This is a genomic window from Curvibacter soli (genome assembly GCF_029211125.1).
In the GTDB taxonomy this organism is placed as follows: domain Bacteria; phylum Pseudomonadota; class Gammaproteobacteria; order Burkholderiales; family Burkholderiaceae_C; genus Curvibacter_A; species Curvibacter_A soli.
Map to the genome: position 1 here is coordinate 29,344 of NZ_JARGEN010000032.1, position 22,871 is coordinate 52,214.

The following is a 22,871-nucleotide window of genomic DNA, read 5'->3' on the forward strand; positions in this document are numbered from 1 at the left end:
GCGGGTGCATAGCGCTCTCACCCAAAAGGTGAACGCCATCGGAGCCATCAACGATAGATTTCATGCGGCCTGGCAAGGAATACGAAGCGGTCAACTGCCGTTTCCAGGATGATTGCGCCAACCCCTCATCCGATGACGACAGCACTCCTGCTTCCCTGCGTTACCCCACCCACCTGCGCGCATTGCGCCAGATGCGCATCCAGGGGCTGAGCGCGCTCCTGTCGCCGCTGGTCCAACTCATCTGGATGTTGCGGAACACGCGCTCGGGGTGCGGCATCATGGCCGTGAAGCGGCCGTCCGCCGTGGTCACCGCCGTCAGGCCACCCGCGCTGCCGTTGGGGTTGAAGGGGTATTGCTCGGTCGGCATGCCGCCGTTGTCCACGAAACGCATCGCGGCCACTGCCCGCGCGGCGTTGCCGCGCTGCGCGAAGTTGGCATAACCCTCGCCGTGCGCCACGGCGATGGGCAGGCGGCTGCCGGCCATGCCGGCGAAGAACAGGCTCGGCGAATCCAGCACTTCCACCATGGACAGCCGGGCCTCGAAGCGCTCGCTGCGGTTGGTGGTGAAGCGCGGCCAGTCCTGCGCGCCGGGGATGATGCCGGCCAGCTCGGCGAACATCTGGCAGCCGTTGCACACGCCCAGGCCGAAGGTGTCGCCGCGCGCGAAGAAGCGCTGGAACTGCTCCGACAGCGCCGGGTTGAAGGTGATGGAGCGCGCCCAGCCGATGCCCGCGCCCAGCGTGTCGCCGTAGCTGAAGCCGCCGCAGGCGACGATGCCGCGGAAGTCGCCCAGGCCGGCCCGGCCGGCCTGCAGGTCGGTCATGTGCACGTCGAAGGCCTCGAAGCCGGCCTCGGTGAAGGCATAGGCCATCTCCACGTGCGAGTTGACGCCCTGCTCGCGCAGGATGGCGACCCGGGGCCTGGACAGGTTCAGATACGGTGCCGCTACGTTTTCTGTAGCGCCTTCCGCAAGTACCACATGCGCTCCGGGGTCATTTGGCATTCCTGCGGCGGCATGCTCGGCGTCGGCGCAGGCGGGGTTGTCGCGCTCGCGGGCGATCTTCCAGCTCACGCTGTCCCAGACCTGGTGCAGGTCGTGCAGGCTGGCGCTGAACACGGCCTTGGCATCGCGCCAGACCTGCAGCTCGCCCTTGCCGGCGTCGATGGCCGAGGCGGCGGGGCGGGTCTTGCCGACCACGTGGCTGTGCCTGGACAGGCCATGCTCGCGCAGCACCTGCATCACGTCCGCGCGCTCGGCGGTGCGCACCTGCAGCAGCACGCCGATCTCTTCGCTGAACAGCGCCTTGAGCGTGAGTTCCTCGCGCCGCGCGCCGACCTGGGCGGCCCAGTTCTTGGCGTCGCCGGTTTCCATGCGGCTGTCGGAGATGCCGTCGCCCTCGGTGACCAGCATGTCCACGTTGAGGGCCACGCCCACGTGGCCGGCGAAGGCCATCTCGCATACGGCAGCGAACAGGCCGCCGTCGCTGCGGTCGTGGTAGGCCAGGATGCGGCCCCGCGCGCGCAGGGCGTTCACGGCATCGACCAGGCGCACGAGGTCCTGCGCGTCGTCCAGGTCGGGCACCTCGCCGCCGGGCTGGCCCAGCACCTGCGCGAGGATGGAGCCGCCCATGCGGTTGCGCCCGCGGCCCAGGTCCACCAGCACCAGCGTGGTGTCCTCCGCCTGCGCGTCGAGCTGCGGCGTGAGGGTGCCGCGCACGTCGTCTAGGGTGGCGAAGGCGCTCACGATCAGGCTGACGGGCGAGGTGACCTTTTTCTTCCCGCCTTCGTCGGCCCACTGCGTGCGCATCGACAGGCTGTCCTTGCCCACGGGAATGCTGATGCCCAGCGCCGGGCACAGCTCCATGCCCACCGCGCGCACCGTGTCGTAGAGCGCGGCATCCTCGCCGGGCTCGCCGCAGGCGGCCATCCAGTTGGCGCTGAGTTTGACGCGCGGCAGCTCGATGGGCGCGGCCAGCAGGTTGGTGATGGCCTCGGCCACCGCCATGCGGCCGGATGCGGGCGCGTTGGTGGCGGCCAGCGGCGTGCGCTCGCCCATGCTCATGGCCTCGCCGGCAAAGCCCTTGTAATCGGCCAGCGTCACGGCGCAGTCGGCCACGGGCACCTGCCAGGGGCCGACCATCTGGTCGCGGTGGCTCAGGCCGCCCACGGTGCGGTCGCCAATCGTGATGAGGAAACGCTTGCTCGCCACCGTGGGGTGGGCCAGCACGTCGATGGCGGCCTGCTGCAGCGCCACGCCGCCCAGGTCGATCGGCGGCACGTTGCGCGCGATGCGGCGCACGTCGCGCTGCATCTTGGGCGGCTTGCCCAGCAACACATCCATGGGCATATCCACAGGTGTGGGCTGGCCCGCATCAGCCACCACCAGCTCGCGCGCCTCAGTGGCCACGCCCACCACGGCAAATGGGCAGCGCTCGCGCTCGCAGAAGGCGCGGAACTGCTCCAGCGCCGCGGGCGCAATGGCGAGCACGTAGCGCTCCTGGCTTTCGTTGCTCCAGATTTCCTTCGGCGACAGGCCCGATTCCTCCAGCGGCACGGCGCGCAGGTCCAAGCGCGCGCCGCGCCCGGCGTCGTTGGTCAGTTCGGGGAAGGCATTGGACAGCCCGCCCGCGCCCACGTCGTGGATCGCCAGGATGGGGTTGTCCGCGCCCTGCTGCCAGCAGTGGTTGATGACCTCCTGCGCGCGGCGCTCGATCTCGGGGTTGCCGCGCTGCACCGAGTCGAAGTCCAGCTCCGCCGCATTGGCGCCCGTGGCCATGGAGCTGGCCGCGCCGCCACCCATGCCGATGCGCATGCCCGGGCCGCCGAGCTGGATCAGCAGCGTGCCGGCGGGGAAGGCGATCTTCTGCGTGAGTCCCGCGTCGATACTGCCCAGCCCGCCCGCGATCATGATGGGCTTGTGGTAGCCGCGCTGCTGCACATCCACGTCGCTGGCCACGGTCTGCTCGTATTCGCGGAAATAGCCCAGCAGGTTGGGGCGCCCGAACTCGTTGTTGAAGGCCGCGCCGCCCAGCGGCCCCTCGGTCATGATCTGCAGGGGGCTGGCGATGTGCGCGGGCCTGCCAATGCTCTGGCCGGCGGCGGGCCAGAGCCTGGAGACGGTGAAGCCGGTCAGCCCGGCCTTGGGCTTGCTGCCGCGCCCCGTGGCACCCTCGTCGCGGATCTCGCCGCCCGCACCGGTCGATGCGCCGGGGAACGGCGAGATGGCCGTGGGATGGTTGTGCGTTTCCACCTTCATCAGCACATGGTTCACACCGCTACTCTTTTCATAGCTTCCACCGCTTGCACTACCTGCGCTGGGGGCCGATTTGGCCATGAAACGTTCGACCTCCACGCCCTCCATGACCGAGGCGTTGTCGCTGTACGCCACCACCGTGTGCCGGGGCGCGAGCTGGTGCGTATTGCGGATCATGGCGAACAGGCTCTTGTCCTGCGCCACGCCGTCGATGATGAACCGGGCGTTGAAGATCTTGTGGCGGCAGTGCTCGCTGTTGGCCTGCGCGAACATCATCAGCTCCACGTCGGTGGGGTTGCGGCCCAGCCGCGTGAAGGCATCCACCAGGTAATCGATCTCGTCGTCGGCCAGGGCCAGGCCGAAGCGCGCGTTGGCCGCCTCCAGCGCCTGCCGGCCGCCGCCCCGCACGTCCACGTATTCCATGGGCTGGGGCGCGAGCTCGGTGAACAGGGCCTCGGCATCGGCGCGCGTGGCCACCACCGATTCGGTCATGCGGTCGTGCAGCAGCGCCGCCACCCGCGCGCGCTGCGCGGCGTCGAGCGCGGCCTTGCTGCCCAGCAGCCCGCCTTTCAGGGCCACGCGGTATTCGACGATGCGCTCCACGCGGTGCACCGCTAGGCCGCCGGGCCCGCCCAGTCCGCAATTTCGGGCGATGTCGGTGGCTTTCGACGCCCAGGGCGAAACGGTGCCCAGGCGCGGGGTGACGATGAACGCCTCGCCGCCCTCCACCGGGCCGGCATAAGGCTCGCCATAGGTCAGCAGCGCGGCCAGCCGCTCGCGCAGCGCGGCATCAGGCGCGGCGCCGGTGGCCACGAGGTGCACGTAGCGCGCCGCGATGCCGGTGATCTTGTCGTGCACCGCCGCCAGGCGGGGCAGGAGTTGCTGGGCGCGGAAGTCGCTCAGAGCGTTGCAGCCCTCGAACTGGGTGGTGTGCAGGGTCACTGTGGCGGCCTGTATGGGTGGGAGCGGCATGTGCCCGCGCCGCCTGCGGGCCGCTGAATGGGGCCGCGCGCGAACGGCGTGGGCGTTGTCGTGAAACCTGGCATTTTACCGGCCGCAGGTCCGCGCACGGCGCTCATAGACGGTAGGGAAATAGGGCCGATGGGATAATTCCCGACCATGAGCATCACCTATAAGACTCCCGAGGAAATCGCGGGCATGCGCGAAGCCTGCCGCCTGGCATCCGAAGTGCTGGACTACATCGAGCCCCACGTGAAGGCCGGCGTCTGCACCAAGGAAATCGACCGCCTGGCCAACGACTACATGGTCAACGTGCAGGGCACGCGCTCGGCCACCATCGGCTACCAGCCGCCGGGCTACCCGCCCTACCCCGGCGCGCTGTGCACATCGGTCAACCACGTGGTCTGCCACGGCATCCCGAACGAGAAGCCGCTGAAGAAGGGCGACATCATGAACATCGATGTCACCATCATCACCAAGGACGGCTGGTACGGCGACACCAGCCGCATGTACGTGGTCGGCGACGCCTCCATCGCGGCCCGGCGCCTGTGCGGCCTGACCTACGAGGCCATGTGGATCGGCATCGCGCAGGTCAGGCCCGGCGCCCACCTGGGCGACGTGGGCGCGGCGATCCAGAAGTTCGCCGAGGGCAACGGCCTGTCGGTGGTGCGCGAGTTCTGCGGCCACGGCATCGGCAAGAAGTTCCACGAGGAGCCGCAGGTGCTGCACTACGGCCGCGCCGGCACCATGGAAGAACTCAAGCCCGGCATGACCTTCACCATCGAGCCCATGCTCAACCTGGGCCGGCGCGAGGTGAAGGAGCTGGGCAACGATGGCTGGACCATCGTCACCAAGGACCACAGCCTGTCGGCGCAGTGGGAGCACACCGTTCTCGTCACCGACACCGGCTACGAGGTGCTGACGCTGTCCGCCGGCAGCCCGCCGCCGCCGCCCGGGTTTGCCACGAAGGGCTGAATGCCCTTGCTTGCATGTTCCTTGCTTACGATCGCGTCTTCACGTCGCTACGAGAAAAATAGCAGAAGATGACCGAACTACCAGCGCTGAGGGACGATTACCGCCAGAAGAAGGAGCAACTGTTCGACGCCGTGCGCACCAGCGGCGCGTCGGCGCGCGGCGTCCACGTGGTGCTGCGGCAGTTGGCGCGGCTCACCGACCACGTGCTCACCACGCTGTGGCAGCACGCGGGCTTCGCACCCGACGCCGCGCTCATCGCCGTGGGCGGCTACGGCCGCGGCGAGCTGTTCCCGTACTCGGACGTGGACGTGCTGCTGCTGCTGCCCCTGGGCGCCGGCCCCGCCGCCGACCCTGCCCTGCAGGCGCGCATCGAGGCGTTCATCGGCAACTGCTGGGACACGGGGCTGGAGATCGGCTCCAGCGTGCGCACCGTGGACGAATGCCTGGCCGAGGCGGCCAAGGACGTGACCATCCAGACCGCCTTGCTGGAGGCGCGTCGCATCGCGGGCGCCGCTGCGCTGTTCGATGCCTTCAGGGCGCGCTTCATGAAAGCCATGGACCCGCGCGCCTTCTTCATCGCCAAGACGCTGGAGCTGCGCCAGCGCCACAACAAGTTCGAGAACACGCCCTACGCGCTGGAGCCCAACTGCAAGGAGTCGCCCGGCGGGCTGCGCGACCTGCAGGTGATCCTGTGGGTGAGCAAGGCCGCGGGCTTCGGCGGTAGCTGGGACGCGCTGGAGCGCTCGGGCCTGGCCACGCCGTTCGAGGTGCGGCATATCAAGCGCAACGAGGCGCTGCTGAGCCTGGTGCGCGCACGCCTGCACCTGATCGCCCACCGGCACGAGGACCGGCTGGTGTTCGACCTGCAGACGGCGGTGGCCGAATCCTTCGGCTACGCCGCCACGCCGCCCGGCCCGGATGGCCGGCAGGCCGGCACCGCGCGCGCCGCCATGCGCGCCAGCGAGGTGCTGATGCGCCGCTACTACTGGGCCGCCAAGGCGGTGAGCCAGCTCAACCAGATCCTGCTGCTCAACATCGAGGAGCGCCTGAGCCCCTCGGCCCACGCGCTGCGGCGCATCAACGACCGCTTCTACGACAAGGCCGGCATGCTCGAGGTGGCGAGCGACGACCTGTACCAGCGCTGCCCGCACGCCATCCTGGAGACCTTCCTGGTCCACGAGCAGACCGTGGGCGTCCAGGGCCTGTCGGTGCGCACCCTGCGCGCGCTCTACAACGCGCGCAACGTGATGAACGCACGCTTCCGCCGCGACCCGGTGAACCGCGCCACCTTCCTGAATATCCTGCAGCAGCCCAAGGGCGTCACCCACGCCATCCGGCTCATGAACCAGACCTCGGTGCTCGGGCGCTACCTGTGGGTGTTCCGCCGCATCGTCGGGCAAATGCAGCACGACCTGTTCCACGTCTACACGGTGGACCAGCACATCCTCATGGTGCTGCGCAACGTGCGGCGCTTCTTCATCGCCGAGCACGCGCACGAATACCCGCTGTGCTCGCAGCTCGCCGCGGGCTGGGACGCGCCGTGGATCCTGTACGCCGCAGCGCTGTTCCACGACATCGCAAAGGGCCGCGGCGGCGACCATTCCGACCTGGGCGCGGTGGAGGCGCGCGCCTTCTGCCGCGCGCACGGCGTGGCGCCGCAGGACGGCGAGCTGATCGAATTCCTCGTGCGCGAGCACCTCACCATGAGCCGCATCGCGCAGAAGGCCGACCTGAGCGACCCGGACGTGATCGCGTCCTTCGCGCAGCGCGTGGGCGACGAGCGCCACCTGACCGCGCTCTACCTGCTGACCGTGGCCGACATCCGCGGCACCAGCCCCAAGGTCTGGAACGCCTGGAAGGGCAAGCTGCTCGAAGACCTGTACCGCTACACGCTGCGCGTGCTGGGCGGCTACATGCCCGACCCCGACGCCGACATCGAGGCCCACAAGCGCGAGGCGCTGGTGCAGCTCGCCCTCAACTCCATGCCCGCCGACGCGCACAAGGCGCTGTGGAGCACGCTGGACGTGAGCTACTTCATGCGCCACGACGCCGGCGAGATCGCCTGGCACACGCGCCACCTCTCGCGCATGCTCGGCAGCCCCAGGCCCGTGGTGCGCGCGCGCATGTCGCCGTTCGGCGAAGGGCTGCAGGTGCTGGTCTACACGGCCGACAAGGCCGACCTGTTCGCGCGCATCTGCGGCTACTTCGACCACGCGGGCTTCAGCATCCAGGACGCGAAGATCCACACCACCACCGACGGCTACGCGCTCGACACCTTCCAGATCGTCACCGCGGTGCTGTCCGAGCACTACCGCGAACTCACCAGCATGGTCGAAGCCGACCTGGCGCGCGCCATCGAGCAGGCCGGCCCGTTGCCGGCGCCGGGGCGCGGGCGCGTGTCACGGCGGGTCAAGAGCTTCCCCGTGGCGCCGCGCGTGAGCCTGGCGCCCGACGAGAAGGCCCAGCGCTGGCTGCTCTCCATCTCTGCCAGCGACCGTACGGGCCTGCTGTACCTGGTGGCACGCATCCTGGCGCGCCACGCGCTGAACCTGCAACTCGCCAAGGTCACCACGCTGGGCGAGCGCGTCGAGGACACCTTCCTGATCCAGGGCCCCGAGCTGCAGCACAACAAGGCGCAGATCGCGATAGAGACGGAACTGCTGCAGGCGCTGGCGGCGTGAGCGCCACGGCGCTGATGGAGGAGCTTCCCCCTCCGCCATTCAACCTGGAAACGGCAGTTGGATGCGCCTGCCAGTGCCGTGATCGGGGTGCCAGGCAAGGCGCGACGACGCGGCGGGCTTGGTGCCCGCAAGGAGGAGCAACGCCGCATGGCGCGCCGAGCGCGGTGCTGGCAGGCGCATGGCGCCCTCACCCACGAGGTGAACGCAATCGAAGCCATCAACGCTCGATTGCATGCGGCCTGGCAAGGGATACGAAGCGGTCAACTGCCGTTTCCAGGTTCAAATGCGATGCGGTGGTAAGCAGTCCATGAAATAAGCATCAAATCGGCCTCCAGCGCAGGCGGAACCTGCGCTGGCAGCTACAAAAACAGTAGCAATCAGCATCAGAGCTTGGCCAGCGACACCTCGGTGGACTTGACCAGCGCGACCACGTCCGAGCCGGGCGCGAGGCCCAGTTCGTCCACGGAGCGCGTGGTGATGACCGAGGTGACGATGCCCCAGGGCGTTTCGACATCGACCTCGGAGACCACGTCGCCGCGGATGATCTCCTTGACCTTGCCGCGGAACTGGTTGCGTACGTTGATGGCTTGGATGGACATGGGAAATACCTCTTCGGGTTGCGGGGGAAAGGAAATCGACAGGATTTTCGTGACCCAGCATCAAGCCGCACAACGCGGGCACGGGCATGGCGGGCTCGGGCGCCCCAGACACCCCGCTCCGCCGAATCGGCGAATCGGCGAATCGCCGAACAGGGCTTGGGCCACCTCGGGGGTTTCCTGGCTACTTCTTGTTGGTGTAGATCTGGTCGAACGACCCGCCGTCGGCGAAATGCGCCTTGGTGGTGTTGGGCCAGCCGCCGAAGGCCTGGTCGATGGTGAACAGCGTGAGCTTGGGGAACTGGGCGGCGTACTTGGCGCGGGCCTTGTCGCTGCTCGGGCGGTAGTAGTTCTTGCCCGCGATGTCCTGGCCTTCGTCGGAATACAGGTACTGGAGGTACTCCTCCGCGACCTTGCGGGTGCCCTTCTTGTCGACGTTCTTGTCGACGACGGCCACGACCGGCTCGGCCACGATGCTCACCGAAGGCACGACGATCTCGAACTTCTCGGCGCCGAACTCCTTGAGCACCAGGAACGCCTCGTTCTCCCAGGCCAGCAGCACGTCGCCCACGCCGCGCTGCGCGAAGGTGATCGTGGAGCCGCGCGCGCCCGTGTCGAGCACCGGCACATTGCCGTAGACCTTGGCCACGTAATCCTTGGCGCCGGCGTCGCCGCCGTACTTGCGCTTGCCGTATTCCCAGGCGGCCAGGTAGTTCCACTGCGCGCCGGCCGAGGTCTTGGGGTTGGGCGTGATGACGGCCACCCCGGGCTTGACCAGGTCGTCCCAGTCCTTGATGCCCTTGGGATTGCCCTTCTTGACCAGGAAGATGATGGTCGAGGTGTAGGGCGCGGCGTTGTGCGGCAGGCGCTTTTGCCAGTCGGCATGCACCAGGCCGACCTTGACCAGCGCGTTCACGTCGGGCGCCAGGCCCAGTGTCACCACGTCGGCGTCGAGCCCGTCGATGACCGAGCGCGCCTGCTTGCCCGAGCCGCCGTGCGACTGCTTGACGGCCACATCCTGCCCCGTCTTGCCCTTCCAGTACTTGGCGAACGCGGCGTTGTACTCGACGTACAGCTCGCGCGTGGGATCGTAGGAAACGTTGAGCAGTTCCACCTGCTGGGCCAGGGCCGGCACCGCCGACAGGGACATGGCGCCTGCCAGGACGGCGGCCAGGGGAATCTTGATAAAGTTGCGGCGATTGTTCATGGGAAGGTTTCTCTGCAGGGTTGTCGTGATGCAGGGCCATTCTCAAAGCCGCTCCTGAAAACTGGAACAAATAAGATTTCAGTTTGTTATTCGAAAATCATCTTAGCCGTATGGCTCAAAGGTAAACAGATGGCACGCATGGTGAATTGCATCAAGCTCGGGCACGAGGCCGAGGGTCTAGACTTCCCCCCCTATCCGGGCGAACTCGGCCGGCGCCTGTGGGAAAACGTCAGCAAGGAAGCCTGGGCCGCCTGGATGAAGCAGCAGACCATGCTGGTCAACGAAAACCGCCTGAACCTGGCCGACCAGCGCGCCCGCCAGTACCTGGCCCGCCAGATGGAAAACCACTTCTTCGGCGCCGGCGCGGACGCTGCGGCGGGCTATGTCCCGCCCCCCTCCACTACCTGAATGGCCCCCACCGCCCCGCACGCCGTCGAGCCGGTGGACTGGGGTGCCGACGGCGAACCCCGCAGCGCGCGCTTCGGCGACATCTACCACTCCAGCACCGGCGCGCTGGCGCAGGCGCGCCATGTCTTCCTGGGCGGCTGCGGGCTGCCCGCGGCCTGGGCCGGGCAGCCGCAGTGGCGCATCCTGGAAACCGGCTTCGGCCTGGGGCTCAACTTCCTGGCGACCTGGCACGCCTGGCGCAATGACGCCGCGCGCCCGGGCCTGCTGCACTTCGTATCGGTGGAGGCCTACCCCGTCGCCGCGCACGACCTGCTGCGCGCAGGCGCTTCCATTGCCGAGCTGGCGCCACTGGCCCAGGCGCTGGCCGGCCAGTGGCACGGCCTGCTGCCGGGCCTGCACCGCCTGGCCTTCGACGCGGGGCGCGTGTTGCTGACGCTGTGCGTGGGCGACGTGCGGCCCATGCTGCGTGCCCAGCGCTTCGACGCCGACAGCATCTACCTCGACGGCTTTCGCCCACAGTGCAACCCGGAGATGTGGTCCGCCGACACGCTCAAGACCGTGGCCCGGTTCGCGCGCCGCGGCACGCGGCTGGCCACCTGGAGCGTGGCACGCGCCGTGCGCGACGCGCTGGCGCAGCAGGGCTTCCAGGCCACCAAGGCGCCCGGCCTGCCCCCCAAGCGCGAGCGGCTCGAAGCCGTGTTCGAGCCGGCCTGGACGCCGCGCCGCGCGCCGGCTGCCACGCGGCCCGTGGAGCGCGCCGGGCGCTGCGCCGTGGTGGGTGCGGGCCTGGCCGGCGCGGCGGTGGCCGCCAGCCTGGCGCGGCGCGGCTGGCACGTGGACGTGCTGGACGCCGCCGCGCAGCCGGCCCAGGGAGCGTCGGGCGCGCCCGCAGGCGTGTTCGCGCCCCACGTGTCGCCCGACGACGCGCTGCTCTCGCGCCTCACGCGTGCGGGCATCCGCATGCTCTGGCAGGAACTGGAGCAGCACCTGCAGACCGGCAGCGGCTGGAGCGGCGATGGCGTGCTGGAGCGCCGCGAGGCACATGGCGAAGAACCCGCGCCGCGCCTGCCGCCGCCGTGGTCGGCCCACGGGCCGAACGAAAGCTGGCACGCCGGCGCCGCCGCGCTGCACGCCGTGGGCCTGCCCGCCGATACGCCCGCCTTGTGGCACCGGCAGGCCGGCTGGGCCTGCCCCGCGCAGTTGGTGGCCGCATGGCTTGCGCTGCCCGGCGTGCGCTTTGCCCCAGGTGCCGCGGTGGAGCGCCTGTCGGGCGGCGCGGCCGGCTGGCGCCTGCACGATGCGGCGGGCCGCGTGCTGGCGCAGGCGGACCGCGTGGTCATCGCGGCGGGTCCGGCGAGCGGGCGCTTCCTGCCCGCCCTGCCGCTGCAGCCCGTGCGCGGCCAACTGGCATGGGGGCCGCACGGCGCGGCGGACGGCCTGCCCGCCATGGCGCTCAACGGCGACGGGCACCTCGTCACGCAAATGCCGCGGCCCGGCGGCAGCATCTGGCTCACCGGCGCCACTTTCGAGCGCGACGACACCGGCTGCGACCTGCGCGACAGCGGCACCGCCGCCAACCAGGCGCGGCTGGCGCGCCTGCACCCGGCGGCGGCGGAAAAGCTCGCGCCCCGGTTCGCCGCGGGCCGCGTGCACGCCTGGGCCGGGGTGCGCTGCGCCTCGGCGGACCGCCGCCCGCTGGCCGGCGAGCCGCAGCCCGCCGAGGCGCCCGGCCTGTGGGTGAGCACGGCGCTCGGCTCGCGCGGGCTGACCTTCTGCGTGCTGTGCGCCGAACTGCTGGCCGCGCGCTGGCATGGCGAGCCGCTGCCGATACCGGATACGCTTGCGCGGGCGCTGGACGCGCGGCGCGGCGCGGCGCGGTAGACCCTGGGCCCATCTTTCGAGGAGTCTTCGCATGGCCTTCCGCTACGACATCACCCACACCACCACCTACCGCTACAAGCAGCCCGTGCGCTTTGGCCTGCACCGCGTGATGTTCCGCCCGCGCGACAGCCACGACCTGCGTGTGCTGGCCACCGACCTGCAGGTCAGCCCCAAGGCCACGGTGCGCATGATCCAGGACCCGCTGTCCAACTCCATCGCGCTGGTGCAGCCCGAGGGCGAGGCCACGGAACTGCGCGTGGTCTGCGCCTTCAGCATCGAACATGTGCCGGCCACCGAAGCCCTGCCGGTGCTGGAGCCCTCCGCCGAGTTCATGCCCTTCGCCTACTCGGTGCAGGACCGGCTGGACCTGGAGCACTACCTGCGCCCCTACCACGACGACCCCGACGGCGTGCTGATCCGCTGGGCCCGCCAGTTCCTGTTCAGCAACACGCCCAACGCCACGCGCGAGGTGCTGGCGCGCATGAACGCGCACATCGGCCAGACGCTCGAATACACCGTGCGCCACGAGGAGGGAACGCAGACCCCGCTGGAGACGCTGGAGTACGGGCGCGGCACCTGCCGCGACTATGCCCTGCTGATGATGGAGGCCGCGCGCCGCCTGGGCGTGGCCACGCGCTTCGTCTCGGGCTACCTGTACGACGCGGCGCTCGACGGCGCCCCCGGCCCCGACGGCCAGCCGACCGTGGGCGCGGGCGCCACCCACGCCTGGCTGCAGGCCTATCTGCCCGGCGCGGGCTGGGTGGCCTACGACCCGACCAACAACCTCACCAGCGCCAGCGCACAGCTCATCCGCGTGGGCGTGGCGCGCGACCCGGCGCAGGCCGCGCCGGTGTCCGGGAGCTGGTTCGGCGGCGTCGGCGCCTACCAGGACATGGAGGTGCAGGTCAACGTGCGGCGCGTCGATGACTGATGGAGCCGCCGGCTCCCGTCATGGGCGGCCCCTAGAATGCCGGCTCATCCATCCCCCCACTTTCTCCAGGCACTTCTTCATGGGTTCCATCAATTTCATCGGCGGTGAAAAGGGCGGTGTCGGCAAGTCCGTCACCTCGCGGCTGCTGGCGCAGTACTTCATCGACCATGGCCGCGCGTTCACCGGCTTCGACACCGACCGCTCGCACGGCTCCTTCACCCGCTTCTACGACGGCTATGCCTCGCCCGTGGCGGTGGACAGCTTCGAGGGCCTGGACAGCATCGTGAATGGATTCGAGGACAGCCCCGACCAGAGCGTGGTGGTGGACCTGGCCGCGCAGACGCTGGCGCCGCTGGCCGGCTGGATCGAGGCCTCCAGCCTGTTCGACGTGTTCGCCGAACTCGGCGTGGCCGTCAACTTCTGGCACGTGGCCGACGACGGCAAGGACGCCAGCGACCTGCTGGGCCACCTGGTCGGCACCTTCGGCGAGCGCCCGAACTACATCGTGGTGCGCAACGAAGGCCGCGGCAGCGACTTCGGCCTGCTGCAAGCATCGCCCGGCTACGCCCGCGCCGCCGCGCTCGGCGCCCGCACCATCACGCTGCCGCGCCTGCACGACGCCAGCATGCGCAAGATCGACGCGCAGAACACCAGCTTCTGGAAGGCCGTGAACGACAAGGCCAGCCCGCACGCGCTGGGCCTGCTGGAGCGCCAGCGCGTCAAGACCTGGCTGGCGGCGGTGTACGGGCAGTTCGACACGCTGGTGCTGTAGGCGCAAAACGATATACTCCCCAGGAGTACCCATATCTTTCGCCCGAAAATACTGCGGCGGCAGATAGCATATAGGGGAGTATATGGTTGCCATCGAAAAATGCGGCAGCGCTGGCGCACTTTGCAGCCGCCGCCACGGCCATGGTGAACCCCCGAGGCGTTGCCGCAGAGCAGCCCTTATCCCGCATAAGCCATGAACCTGGAAACGGCAGTTGACCGCTTCGTATCCCTTGTCAGGCCGCATCAAATCGAGCGTTGCCGGCTTCGATGGGGTTCACCTCGTGGGTGAGAGCGCTATGCACCTGCCAGCACCGCGCTCGGCGCGCCATGCGGCGTTGCTCCTCCTTGCGGGCAGTAGCCCGCCGCGTCGTCTCCCTTGCAGGGCGCAGGCCTGCCGGAGACAGGCCTTCTTCGCGCTGTCCAACAGCACGCAGGTGCTGTTGGAGCCGCTGCGCTCAGCCTTGCCTGGCCCCCCGATCACGGCACCGGCAGGCGCATCCAACTGCCGTTTCCAGGATGAACCTGGATCAACCGCCCCGAAACCCGCGCCAGCACTTGCTAATATGTTTATCAGCATAAGGCGCTAAAAAATAAATAGTTTGCCGATCTATGGCAAGCTTTTACAGTCGGGCCTTGCCTGGAAACCGGCATCCAGCCGCCGGCGCGCACTGCATCCATCCCACCCACGATGTACCAATACACCGACTTCGACCGCCAGTTCGTGCGCCTGCGCGCCGACCAGTTCCGCGACCAGCTCCAGCGCTGGCAGGCCGGCACGCTCAGCGAAGACGAATTCCGCCCGCTGCGGCTGCAGAACGGCTGGTACGTGCAACGCTACGCGCCCATGCTGCGCGTGGCCGTGCCGTATGGCGAGCTGTCGAGCCGCCAGATCCGCGCGCTGGCGCGCATCGCCCGCGAATACGACGAGCCCGAGGCCGAGGTCTACCGCAACGCCCTGGCCACGCAAGGCGCCATGGGCACCACCTATCTGCCCACGCACTACGCGCACTTCTCCACGCGCACCAACGTGCAGTTCAACTGGATCCCGCTGGCGAAAAGCGCCGACGTGATGGACCTGCTGGCCAGCGTGGACATGCACGGCATCCAGACCAGCGGCAACTGCATCCGCAACATCACCACCGACGAGCGCGCCGGCGTGGCCGCCGACGAGATCGCCGACCCGCGCCCGTTCGCCGAGATCCTGCGCCAGTGGAGCTCGCTGCACCCCGAGTTCGCCTTCCTGCCGCGCAAGTTCAAGATCGCCATCATCGGCGCCACGGAAGACCGCGCCGCCACCGGCTGGCACGACGTGGGGCTGCACCTGGTGAAGAACGACGCCGGCGAGCTGGGCTTTCGCGTCAGCGTAGGCGGCGGCATGGGCCGCACGCCCGTCATCGGCACGCTGCTGCGCGCGTTCCTGCCCTGGCAGCAGATCATGAACTACCTGGAAGCCGTGGTGCGCGTGTACAACCGCTTCGGGCGGCGCGACAACAAGTACAAGGCGCGCATCAAGATCCTGGTGAAGGCCGAGGGCCAGCGCTACATCGACGAGGTGGAGCAGGAGTTCCGCCAGATCGTCGAGTTGGACGGCGGCCCGCACACCATCCCGCAGGCCGAATACGACCGCGTGGCCGCCAGCTTCGTGCCGCCCGCGCTGGACCTGGCCGGCGCCAGTGCCGAAGCGCCCACGCCCGCCGCGCCCGAGCCGCTGTTCGCCCGCTGGCTGCAGCGCAACGTGGCGCCGCACCGCAACCCGCTGCTGCGCGCCGTGACGCTGTCGTTCAAGCGCCCCGGCCAGGCGCCCGGCGATGCCAGCGCCGACCAGCTCGACACGCTGGCCGTTTTGGCGGACCGCTACAGCGCCGGCGAGGCGCGCGTAACGCACGACCAGAACGTGCTGCTGCCCTGGGTGCGCGCCGACCAGCTCCATGCGCTGTGGCTCGACGCCAAGGCGGCGGGCTTTGCCAGCGCCAACGTGCATCTGCTCACCGACATGATCGCCTGCCCCGGCGGCGATCTGTGCGCGCTGGCCAACGCGCGCTCCATCCCCATCGCCGTGGCCATCACCGAGCGCTACCAGGACCTCGACGAGCTCGACGACATCGGCGAGATCGACCTGCACATCAGCGGCTGCATCAATAGCTGCGGCCACCACCACAGCGGCCACATCGGCATCCTGGGCGTGGACAAGGACGGCAAGGAGTGGTACCAGGTCACGCTGGGCGGCTCCGACGGCTCGGCGCTGTCGGGCGAGGCCATGCCGGGCAAGGTGATCGGCCCGTCTTTCAGCGCCGCCGAGGTGCCCGACGTGGTCGAGGCCGTGCTCGCCACCTACCGCGACCAGCGCCAGCCGCGCGAAACCTTCATCGCCGCCGTGCGCCGCCTGGGGCTGCAGCCGTTCAAGGACGCCGCCAACGCCGCGCGCATCCCCGCCGAGGAAGAGGCCGCATGACGACCATGCTGAAAATCCTTTCGTCCCACGACCACCAGCCGCCCGCCGCGGGCGCGAGCGCCGTCGTCGCGCTGCCCAACGACGCCGACCCGCTGGCGCTGCCGCTCGACGGCGTGGCCCGCATCGACCTGGAGTTCCCCGACTTCAACGATGGCCGCGCCTACAGCCAGGCCTACCTGCTGCGCCGACGGCGCGGCTTCGCGGGCGACATCCGCGCCACCGGCGACGTATTGATCGATCAGTTGGTGCAGATGGAGCGCACCGGCTTTTCCAGCGCCGTGCTGAAGGACGGCGTGAACGCCGCCGATGCCAAAGCCCAGTTCGACCGCTTCAAGGGCTTCTACCAGGGCGACGTGGCGCACCTGCCGCATTTCCGCGAGACATCGCCACAGAAGGACTGACGCCATGGGCGCGATCGACCTCTACGCCCACCAGGCTTCGGCCGGTTTCGACCGCAAGGTCGAGGCATCGCTCGCGCTGCTGGCGCGCGCGCAGCGCGAGTTCGCGCCGCTGACCCAGGCGTCGAGCCTGGGCGCCGAGGACATGGTGGTCACCGACCTGCTGCAGCGCGGCGGCATCGCCAGCGCCATCTTCGTGCTCGATACGGGCAGGCTGCACCCCGAAACCCTGGCACTGGTCGACCGCCTGCGCGCGCACTACCGGCGCGCGGTGGAGGTCTACCGCCCCGACGCCGCCGAGGCCGCCGCCTTCACCGCCGCGCATGGCGAAGACGCCATGTACCAGAGCATCGACCTGCGCCGGCAGTGCTGCCACATCCGCAAGATGGAACCGCTGGAGCGCGCACTGGCCGGCCACAACGGATGGATCACCGGCCTGCGGCGCGAGCAGTCGAACGCCCGCGCCGACGTGGCCGACATCGAGCCCGGCCAGGGCCGCGCCAAGATCAACCCGCTGGCCGACTGGACCTGGGGCGACGTGTGGCACTACATCGCCCTGCGCGGCGTGCCCTACAACCCGCTGCACGACCAGTTCATGCCCAGCATCGGCTGCGCGCCGTGCACCCGCGCCATCAGCATCGGCGAGGACTTCCGCTCGGGCCGCTGGTGGTGGGAGCAGGAAGGCGCCAAGGAATGCGGCCTGCATGCCGACCACGCCAGCACCGTCCCCATGATTGCGATCCGGGAAACCCACGCATGAACGCCCGCACCGAACCCCAGGCACCGGGGCACCTGAGCAATGCCCACCTCGACGCGCTGGAGGAAGAGGCCATCTTCATCCTGCGCGAAGTCGCCGCCGCCTTCGAGCGCCCGGCGCTGCTGTTCTCGGGCGGCAAGGACTCGCTGGTGCTGCTGCGGTGCGCAGAAAAAGCCTTCGGCAGCAGGATCGGCCCCTGCGGCGGCGGGCGCATCCCCTACCCGCTGCTGATGATCGACACCGGCCACAACTTCCCCGAGGTCACGGCCTTGCGCGACCAGCGGGCGCGGGAACTGGGCGCCGAGTTGATCGTGCGCAGCGTCGAAGACTCGATGAAGCGCGGCACCGTGCGCCTGGCGCGTCCCGACGAATCGCGCAACGTGCACCAGTCGGTCACGCTGCTCGAAGCCATCGAGGAGTTCCGCTTCGACGCCCTGATCGGCGGCGCCCGCCGCGACGAGGAAAAGGCCCGCGCCAAGGAGCGCATCTTCAGCCACCGCGACAGCTTCGGCCAGTGGCAACCCAAGGACCAGCGGCCCGAACTGTGGACGCTGTTCAACACCCGCCTGGCGCCCGGCGAGCACTTCCGCGTCTTCCCCATCAGCAACTGGACCGAGCTGGACGTGTGGCAGTACATCGCCCGCGAGCCGGTGGCCCTGCCCGCGCTCTACTACACCCACCGCCGCGAGGTGGTGGAGCGCCGGGGCCTGCTGGTGCCCGTCACGCCGCTGACCCCGCCGCGCGAGGGCGAGCAGGTGGTCACCCGCGACGTGCGCTTCCGCACCGTGGGCGACATCACCTGCACCTGCCCCGTGCCCAGCCTGGCCGCCGACGCCGACGCCGTGGTGGTCGAGACCCTGGCTGCCGACGTGAGCGAGCGCGGCGCCACGCGCATGGACGACAGGACATCCGACGCCTCGATGGAAAAGCGCAAGAGGGACGGATATTTTTAGCGTAGGCACACCCCCGGGCTGCGCGCACTGCGTGTCGCTGCGCCACCCCTTTGCGGGGGGCAACGCCAGCGGCCTGGCAACGCCAGTTCCGCGGCGTTTCTGGAATGGGCGATCCTGCGAACAAAGGTAACGCATATGACGAATGCTACTGAAAACATAGCTGCCACCGCAGGCGCAACAAGCGCTGGAGGCCGAAATGACCATGAAGCCGCGCTGCGCTTCATCACCTGCGGCAGCGTGGACGACGGCAAGAGCACGCTGATCGGCCGCCTGCTGGTGGACAGCCGCGCCGTGCTGCAAGACCACCTGGCCGGCGTACAGCGCGCGGGCACCACCGACCTGGCGCTGCTGACCGACGGTCTGTCCGCCGAGCGCGAACAGGGCATCACCATCGACGTGGCCTACCGCTACTTCGCCACCGAGTCGCGCAAGTTCATCATCGGCGACGCGCCGGGCCACGAGCAGTACACGCGCAACATGGTCACGGCCGCCAGCAGCGCCGACGCCGCCGTGGTGCTGGTCGATGCCACCAAGCTCGACTGGCGCAACCCTGCCCTGGAACTGCTGCCCCAGACCCGCCGCCACAGCCTGCTGGCGCACCTGCTGCGCGTGCCCTCGCTGGTATTCGCCGTCAACAAGCTCGACGCGGTGGACGACGCGGCGCTGGCCTTCGCCCATATCCGCGCCGCGCTCGCAGCCTTCGCCGAGGCCGCGGGTATCGCCGTGCGCGCGGCGGTGCCGGTGTCGGCCCTGCAGGGCTGGAACGTGGTCGATGCCCGGCCAGGCTGGGCCGGCTACGAGGGCCCGGGCCTGCTGCAGTTGCTGGAACAGTTGCCCGCCACGCCCGCCGATGCGCAGGCGCCGTTCGCCTTCCCCGTGCAGTGGGTGGAGAAGTTTTCCGCATCGTCGGACATCTCGCAAGGCCGGCGCATTTTCTGGGGCCGCGTGGCCGCGGGCGCCGTGGCCGTGGGGCAGGCAGTAACCGTGTTTCCCGGCGGCCAGACGGCCACGGTGGCGCAGGTGCTCGACACCGTGCGCCGCCCCGGCGCGGTGGCGGCGGGGCACAGCGCCGGCATCACCCTGGAGCGCGAGGTGGACGTGTCGCGCGGCGACTGGCTGCTGGCGCCCGGCGCCTTCGCGCCGCAGCGCGAGATCACCGCCACCGTGGCCTGGCTCGACGACGAGCCGCTGGTCGCGGGCCGCGCGTACTGGGCGCTGCACGGCCACCGCTGGGTCAAGGCACGCGCCAAGCGCATCCTGCACCGGCTCGACATCACCACCCTGGCGCAGCAGGAGGCCGACGAGCTGGGCCCCAACGCCATAGGCCGCGTGGAACTGACGCTGCAGGAGCCGCTGGCCGTGCTGCCGTTCGAGCAGGCCCGCACGCTGGGCGCGCTGATCCTGGTGGACACCGCCAGCCACCGCACCGCCGGCGCGGTCTTGGTGCGCTCTTAAAATACGCGGCTACGCCCGACTTGCCCCTCCCCTACAGAACATGACCCACGTCGTCACCGAAAACTGCATCAAGTGCAAATACACCGATTGCGTGGACGTTTGCCCCGTCGATTGCTTCCGCGAAGGCCCGAACTTCCTCATCATCGACCCCGATGAATGCATCGACTGCGCCGTGTGCATTCCCGAATGCCCGGCCAACGCCATCTTCGCCGAGGAAGACGTGCCCGCCGATCAACTGGCCTTCATCAAGCTCAACGCCGAACTCACCCAGGCGGGCTGGAAGAGCATCACCAAGCGCAAGCCCGCGCTGCCCGACGCCGACGAGTGGAACGGCAAACCCGGCAAGCTGGCTGAACTGATCCGCTGACGTGGCCGCAGCACCGGCGCCCATCGAGACGGATGCCGCCGTCATCGGCGCCGGCCCCGCCGGGCTGTTCCAGGTCTTTCAACTGGGTCTGCACGGCATCCGCGCCCACGTCATCGACGCACTGCCCCACGCGGGCGGCCAGTGCGCCGAGCTGTATCCCGACAAGCCGATCTACGACATCCCCGCGCTGCCGTTCTGCACCGGCCAGGAACTGGCCGAACGTCTGCAACGGCAGGCCGCGCCGTTCGCGCCCGTCTACCACCTTGGGCAGGAGGTCGCGGCGCTCGCGCCGCAGGCCGATGGCCGGCTGCTGCTGGAAACCATGGGCGGCACCCGGCTGCTGGCGCGCACGGTGGTCATCGCGGCGGGCGTGGGCGCCTTCGTGCCGCGCGCCCTGCCGGTGCCGCAGGCCGAGGCGTTCGTGCGCTACCACCTCGACGGGGAGCCCGCCACCCTTGCCGATTGGGCCGGCCAGCCCGTGGCGGTGTATGGCGACGACGACGTGGCGCTGGAACGCGCCTTCCATCTGGCCGATGCCGGCGCCCATGTCACCCTGCTGTACCGCCGCGAGGTGCTACAGGCCGCGCCGCACAACATGGAGCGCCTTGCGGCCCTGCGCGCGGCGGGGCGCATTCACTTCATCGCGGGTCAGGTCACGGGGCATGCGCTAGATGCATCCGGCCAACTGGCAGCGCTGCGCGTCACCGACGCCGAAGGCACCGAGCACGCGCTGCCGGCCCGGCTGCTGCTGGCCTGGCTCGGCCTGTCGCCGCGCCTGGGGCCGCTCGCGCACTGGGGGCTGGCGATGGAGCGCAAGCAGCTTGCCGTCGACGCTGCAAGCTTCGCCACCAGCCTGCCCGGCGTGTTCGCCGTGGGCGACGTGGTGACGTACCCGGGCAAGCGCAAGCTGATCCTCTGCGCCTTTCACGAAGCCGCGCTGGCTGCATTCAGCGCGGCGGAGCATCTGCGGCCCGGCGAGAAGATTGCGTTGCAGTACACGACGACCAGCACACACCTGCATGCGCTGCTGGGCGTTGCCAGCCCGCAGCACGGCACGGCGGCGTAGAACACCCTGCTGTTGCCGGGATGGCTCGCAGTCGCTGGTCAGGGCACCGTGCCGCCTCATGCCCGTCTTGAACCCGGAATGGAACTGCCCATGGGTGCCGTGCTGGCAGTACGACCCGATGATCCTGGAAACGGCAGTTGACCGCTTCGCATCCCTTGCCAGGCCGCATGCAATCAGGCGTTGCCGGCTTTCGATGGGGTTCACCTCGTGGGTGAGAGCGCTATGCGCCGGCGTGATGCTCTGGGGGCAGGCTGGACGCCATTGCACACGTAAATCTTTGATTTATAAAGATAAATCAAGAACAAATACAGTTGAGCTCACGGATTCAGGTTAATGTTCCCGGGTGACGCAAAGTCATTGACACATTACGGCCCGCGTTATCGAGAAGGCTGAGCAAAGACGTTGAAAGGCATGGGACTAAGAACTCCACTTTCCAGGGGGCAACCTCACTCCAGCGTCACCCCGGCATCGCGAATCACCTTGCCCCACTTAGTCGTCTCCGCCGCAATAAAAGCGTCGCAGGCCTCGGGCGTGGTGCCTTCGGCAAACGTACCCATGGCTTCGAGCTTGGCGCGGGTCTCTTCGCTGTGGATGATCTGGTTTACTGCCGCCGACATGCGATTGATGATGTCGCGCGGCGTGCCCGCGGGCGCGATCATGCTGGCCCAGGTGCTGCCGATCAGGCCAGGAATACCCTGCTCGACAAAAGTTGGCACATCGGGCGCAGCGGGCAGGCGCTTGTCGCCCGAGACGCCGATCAGGCGCACGCGGCCCGACTTTCCCGCCTGGATCAGGCCGGTGGGTGCATCAAAGAACAGCTGAATCTGGCCGCCGAGCAGGTCGGCGAAAGCGGGCGATGCGCCCCGGTAGGGGATGTGCACCATATAGGTCTTGGTCAGCGCCTTCATGAGTTCGCCGGTCAGGTGCGCGGCCGAGCCCGTGCCCGACGAACCAAAGCTGATCTTGCCCGGGTTGGCCTTAGCATACTCCACGAGTTCTTTGGTATTCTTGAACGGCGCGTTGTTGGGAACCGCCGCCAGCAGCGGCGAGACGCCCATCAGCGACACGCCCACCAAGTCTTTGCGCGGGTTGTAGGGCAGCTTGGGGTACAGGCTGGTGTTGGCCGCATAGGCCGCGATCACCACGCCAAAGGTGTGCCCGTCGGGCGCCGCCTTGGCCACCGCATCGACGCCGATGATGCTGTTGGCGCCGGGCTTGTTGTCGATGACGATGGGCTGGCCCAATGCTTTTTGCAGCCCCACCTGCAACAGGCGCGCCATTTGGTCGGTGAAGCCCCCTGCCGTGTAGGGCACGATGATCTTGATCGGCTTGCTCGGCCAATCTGTCTGCGCCAGGGAGGGCAAGGCCATGCTGGCCAATGCGGTGGTGCCCGCTTGCACTAGGGTGCGGCGGGAAATATCCATGCTCATGGGGATTGCCTCGGGTTGGTTAACTTCACTGATTATTCACTGATGTTACGCAGCCGCCCTGAAAAGCTAAAGCTGGGCGTAGGCGGTGCGCGATGCGTTGATGAGAAGCTTGCGACAAAGCGCAAAGGGATTGAGCTTGTTCATAATGCTCAGGCATTCAAGCCTGAAGGTGGCGTACATGACCATGAAAACATGGTTGCTTTTGGTCCGCAGCGTTCGCGCGGGGGACTTGGCCAGGTTCGCATTGGACTTCAAGGTAGGACTTACGCAAAAGCCATGGAGAGCGATGGACTTCTGAGTTCCTGACGCAAGTAGTCTGAGAGCAACGAA

18 protein-coding genes and 1 pseudogene are annotated in these 22,871 nt (G+C 68.8%); 13 read left to right on the forward strand and 6 right to left on the reverse strand.

What is annotated here, in order from left to right:
- Window positions 1-160: 160 nt before the first annotated feature.
- Complete coding sequence (gene purL / locus PY257_RS08085) at window positions 161-4,195, reverse strand: phosphoribosylformylglycinamidine synthase (RefSeq protein WP_275740747.1); 4,035 nt, start codon at window positions 4,193-4,195, stop codon at window positions 161-163.
- Window positions 4,196-4,372: 177 nt separating this feature from the next.
- Between purL and map the strand changes: the two genes are divergently transcribed.
- Together map and PY257_RS08095 are read left to right on the forward strand one after the other, a co-directional pair.
- The gene (gene map, locus PY257_RS08090; protein WP_275740749.1) at window positions 4,373-5,188 is read left to right on the forward strand and encodes a type I methionyl aminopeptidase; all 816 of its coding nucleotides are present in this window, start codon (window positions 4,373-4,375) and stop codon (window positions 5,186-5,188) included.
- A gap of 68 nt (window positions 5,189-5,256) precedes the next feature.
- Entirely contained in the window at window positions 5,257-7,869 is a 2,613-nt protein-coding gene (locus tag PY257_RS08095) for a [protein-PII] uridylyltransferase (RefSeq protein WP_275740751.1), read from the forward strand.
- A 39-nt stretch (window positions 7,870-7,908) separates the two neighbouring features.
- Here PY257_RS08095 and PY257_RS08100 read toward each other — a convergent pair whose 3' ends face one another.
- From PY257_RS08100 to PY257_RS08110, 3 genes are all read right to left on the reverse strand, one after another.
- Window positions 7,909-8,103, reverse strand: coding sequence for a hypothetical protein (locus PY257_RS08100; RefSeq protein WP_275740753.1), 195 nt, complete (start codon window positions 8,101-8,103; stop codon window positions 7,909-7,911).
- A gap of 149 nt (window positions 8,104-8,252) precedes the next feature.
- Window positions 8,253-8,468, reverse strand: coding sequence for a TOBE domain-containing protein (locus PY257_RS08105; protein WP_275740755.1), 216 nt, complete (start codon window positions 8,466-8,468; stop codon window positions 8,253-8,255).
- A 181-nt stretch (window positions 8,469-8,649) separates the two neighbouring features.
- The gene (locus PY257_RS08110) at window positions 8,650-9,672 is read right to left on the reverse strand and encodes a sulfate ABC transporter substrate-binding protein (RefSeq protein WP_275740757.1); all 1,023 of its coding nucleotides are present in this window, start codon (window positions 9,670-9,672) and stop codon (window positions 8,650-8,652) included.
- Window positions 9,673-9,801: 129 nt separating this feature from the next.
- Here PY257_RS08110 and PY257_RS08115 point away from each other — a divergent pair, with 129 nt between their 5' ends.
- The 11 genes from PY257_RS08115 to PY257_RS08165 all read left to right on the forward strand — a co-directional run bounded on the left by PY257_RS08115 (window position 9,802) and on the right by PY257_RS08165 (window position 21,111).
- Window positions 9,802-10,080, forward strand: coding sequence for an oxidative damage protection protein (locus tag PY257_RS08115; protein ID WP_275740758.1), 279 nt, complete (start codon window positions 9,802-9,804; stop codon window positions 10,078-10,080).
- Window positions 10,081-11,961, forward strand: a complete 1,881-nt coding sequence (gene mnmC / locus PY257_RS08120; protein WP_275740760.1) for a bifunctional tRNA (5-methylaminomethyl-2-thiouridine)(34)-methyltransferase MnmC2/FAD-dependent 5-carboxymethylaminomethyl-2-thiouridine(34) oxidoreductase MnmC1 — start codon at window positions 10,081-10,083, stop codon at window positions 11,959-11,961.
- 31 nt (window positions 11,962-11,992) lie between these two features.
- Entirely contained in the window at window positions 11,993-12,892 is a 900-nt protein-coding gene (locus PY257_RS08125) for a transglutaminase family protein (protein WP_275740762.1), read from the forward strand.
- Window positions 12,893-12,971: 79 nt separating this feature from the next.
- Entirely contained in the window at window positions 12,972-13,664 is a 693-nt protein-coding gene (locus PY257_RS08130; RefSeq protein WP_275740764.1) for a P-loop NTPase family protein, read from the forward strand.
- A 687-nt stretch (window positions 13,665-14,351) separates the two neighbouring features.
- Window positions 14,352-16,115, forward strand: a complete 1,764-nt coding sequence (locus PY257_RS08135; RefSeq protein ID WP_275740766.1) for a nitrite/sulfite reductase — start codon at window positions 14,352-14,354, stop codon at window positions 16,113-16,115.
- An 8-nt stretch (window positions 16,116-16,123) separates the two neighbouring features.
- Window positions 16,124-16,516: a DUF934 domain-containing protein gene (locus PY257_RS08140; RefSeq protein WP_275740778.1), complete on the forward strand. Its 393-nt coding sequence runs from the start codon at window positions 16,124-16,126 to the stop codon at window positions 16,514-16,516.
- A gap of 4 nt (window positions 16,517-16,520) precedes the next feature.
- The gene (locus tag PY257_RS08145) at window positions 16,521-17,273 is read left to right on the forward strand and encodes a phosphoadenylyl-sulfate reductase (protein ID WP_275740768.1); all 753 of its coding nucleotides are present in this window, start codon (window positions 16,521-16,523) and stop codon (window positions 17,271-17,273) included.
- Window positions 17,270-18,223: a sulfate adenylyltransferase subunit CysD gene (gene cysD, locus PY257_RS08150; protein WP_275740769.1), complete on the forward strand. Its 954-nt coding sequence runs from the start codon at window positions 17,270-17,272 to the stop codon at window positions 18,221-18,223. The genes PY257_RS08145 and cysD overlap by 4 nt, the downstream gene beginning before the upstream one ends.
- A 135-nt stretch (window positions 18,224-18,358) precedes the next feature.
- Window positions 18,359-19,678 (forward strand): sulfate adenylyltransferase subunit 1, encoded by a 1,320-nt coding sequence (locus PY257_RS08155; RefSeq protein ID WP_275740770.1) that lies wholly within the window; start codon window positions 18,359-18,361, stop codon window positions 19,676-19,678.
- Window positions 19,679-19,718: 40 nt separating this feature from the next.
- Window positions 19,719-20,045 carry a ferredoxin FdxA gene (gene fdxA / locus PY257_RS08160; RefSeq protein ID WP_275740772.1) on the forward strand — a complete coding sequence of 109 codons (327 nt, stop codon included), beginning with the start codon at window positions 19,719-19,721 and terminating at the stop codon, window positions 20,043-20,045.
- Between the two features lies 1 nt (window position 20,046).
- Complete coding sequence (locus tag PY257_RS08165) at window positions 20,047-21,111, forward strand: NAD(P)/FAD-dependent oxidoreductase (protein WP_275740774.1); 1,065 nt, start codon at window positions 20,047-20,049, stop codon at window positions 21,109-21,111.
- Between the two features lie 446 nt (window positions 21,112-21,557).
- On the opposite strand, the gene PY257_RS08170 is transcribed toward PY257_RS08165, so the two are convergent.
- Together PY257_RS08170 and PY257_RS08175 are read right to left on the reverse strand one after the other, a co-directional pair.
- A complete protein-coding gene (locus tag PY257_RS08170) occupies window positions 21,558-22,541 on the reverse strand; it encodes a Bug family tripartite tricarboxylate transporter substrate binding protein (protein WP_419095675.1) in 984 nt (327 codons plus the stop codon).
- A 66-nt stretch (window positions 22,542-22,607) separates the two neighbouring features.
- Window positions 22,608-22,871 (reverse strand): annotated as a pseudogene (locus PY257_RS08175) (hypothetical protein); the annotation flags it as partial.

What these genes read in the sequence shown, in the direction of transcription:
- map (WP_275740749.1), top strand. Translation starts at nt 4,373, where the DNA reads ATGAGCATCACCTATAAGACTCCCGAGGAAATCGCGGGCATGCGCGAA.
- PY257_RS08095 (WP_275740751.1), top strand. Translation starts at nt 5,257, where the DNA reads ATGACCGAACTACCAGCGCTGAGGGACGATTACCGCCAGAAGAAGGAG.
- PY257_RS08100 (WP_275740753.1), bottom strand. Translation starts at nt 8,103, where the DNA reads ATGCAATCGAGCGTTGATGGCTTCGATTGCGTTCACCTCGTGGGTGAG.
- PY257_RS08105 (WP_275740755.1), bottom strand. Translation starts at nt 8,468, where the DNA reads ATGTCCATCCAAGCCATCAACGTACGCAACCAGTTCCGCGGCAAGGTC.
- PY257_RS08110 (WP_275740757.1), bottom strand. Translation starts at nt 9,672, where the DNA reads ATGAACAATCGCCGCAACTTTATCAAGATTCCCCTGGCCGCCGTCCTG.
- PY257_RS08115 (WP_275740758.1), top strand. Translation starts at nt 9,802, where the DNA reads ATGGCACGCATGGTGAATTGCATCAAGCTCGGGCACGAGGCCGAGGGT.
- mnmC (WP_275740760.1), top strand. Translation starts at nt 10,081, where the DNA reads ATGGCCCCCACCGCCCCGCACGCCGTCGAGCCGGTGGACTGGGGTGCC.
- PY257_RS08125 (WP_275740762.1), top strand. Translation starts at nt 11,993, where the DNA reads ATGGCCTTCCGCTACGACATCACCCACACCACCACCTACCGCTACAAG.
- PY257_RS08130 (WP_275740764.1), top strand. Translation starts at nt 12,972, where the DNA reads ATGGGTTCCATCAATTTCATCGGCGGTGAAAAGGGCGGTGTCGGCAAG.
- PY257_RS08135 (WP_275740766.1), top strand. Translation starts at nt 14,352, where the DNA reads ATGTACCAATACACCGACTTCGACCGCCAGTTCGTGCGCCTGCGCGCC.
- PY257_RS08145 (WP_275740768.1), top strand. Translation starts at nt 16,521, where the DNA reads ATGGGCGCGATCGACCTCTACGCCCACCAGGCTTCGGCCGGTTTCGAC.
- cysD (WP_275740769.1), top strand. Translation starts at nt 17,270, where the DNA reads ATGAACGCCCGCACCGAACCCCAGGCACCGGGGCACCTGAGCAATGCC.
- PY257_RS08155 (WP_275740770.1), top strand. Translation starts at nt 18,359, where the DNA reads ATGACGAATGCTACTGAAAACATAGCTGCCACCGCAGGCGCAACAAGC.
- fdxA (WP_275740772.1), top strand. Translation starts at nt 19,719, where the DNA reads ATGACCCACGTCGTCACCGAAAACTGCATCAAGTGCAAATACACCGAT.
- PY257_RS08170 (WP_419095675.1), bottom strand. Translation starts at nt 22,541, where the DNA reads ATGAGCATGGATATTTCCCGCCGCACCCTAGTGCAAGCGGGCACCACC.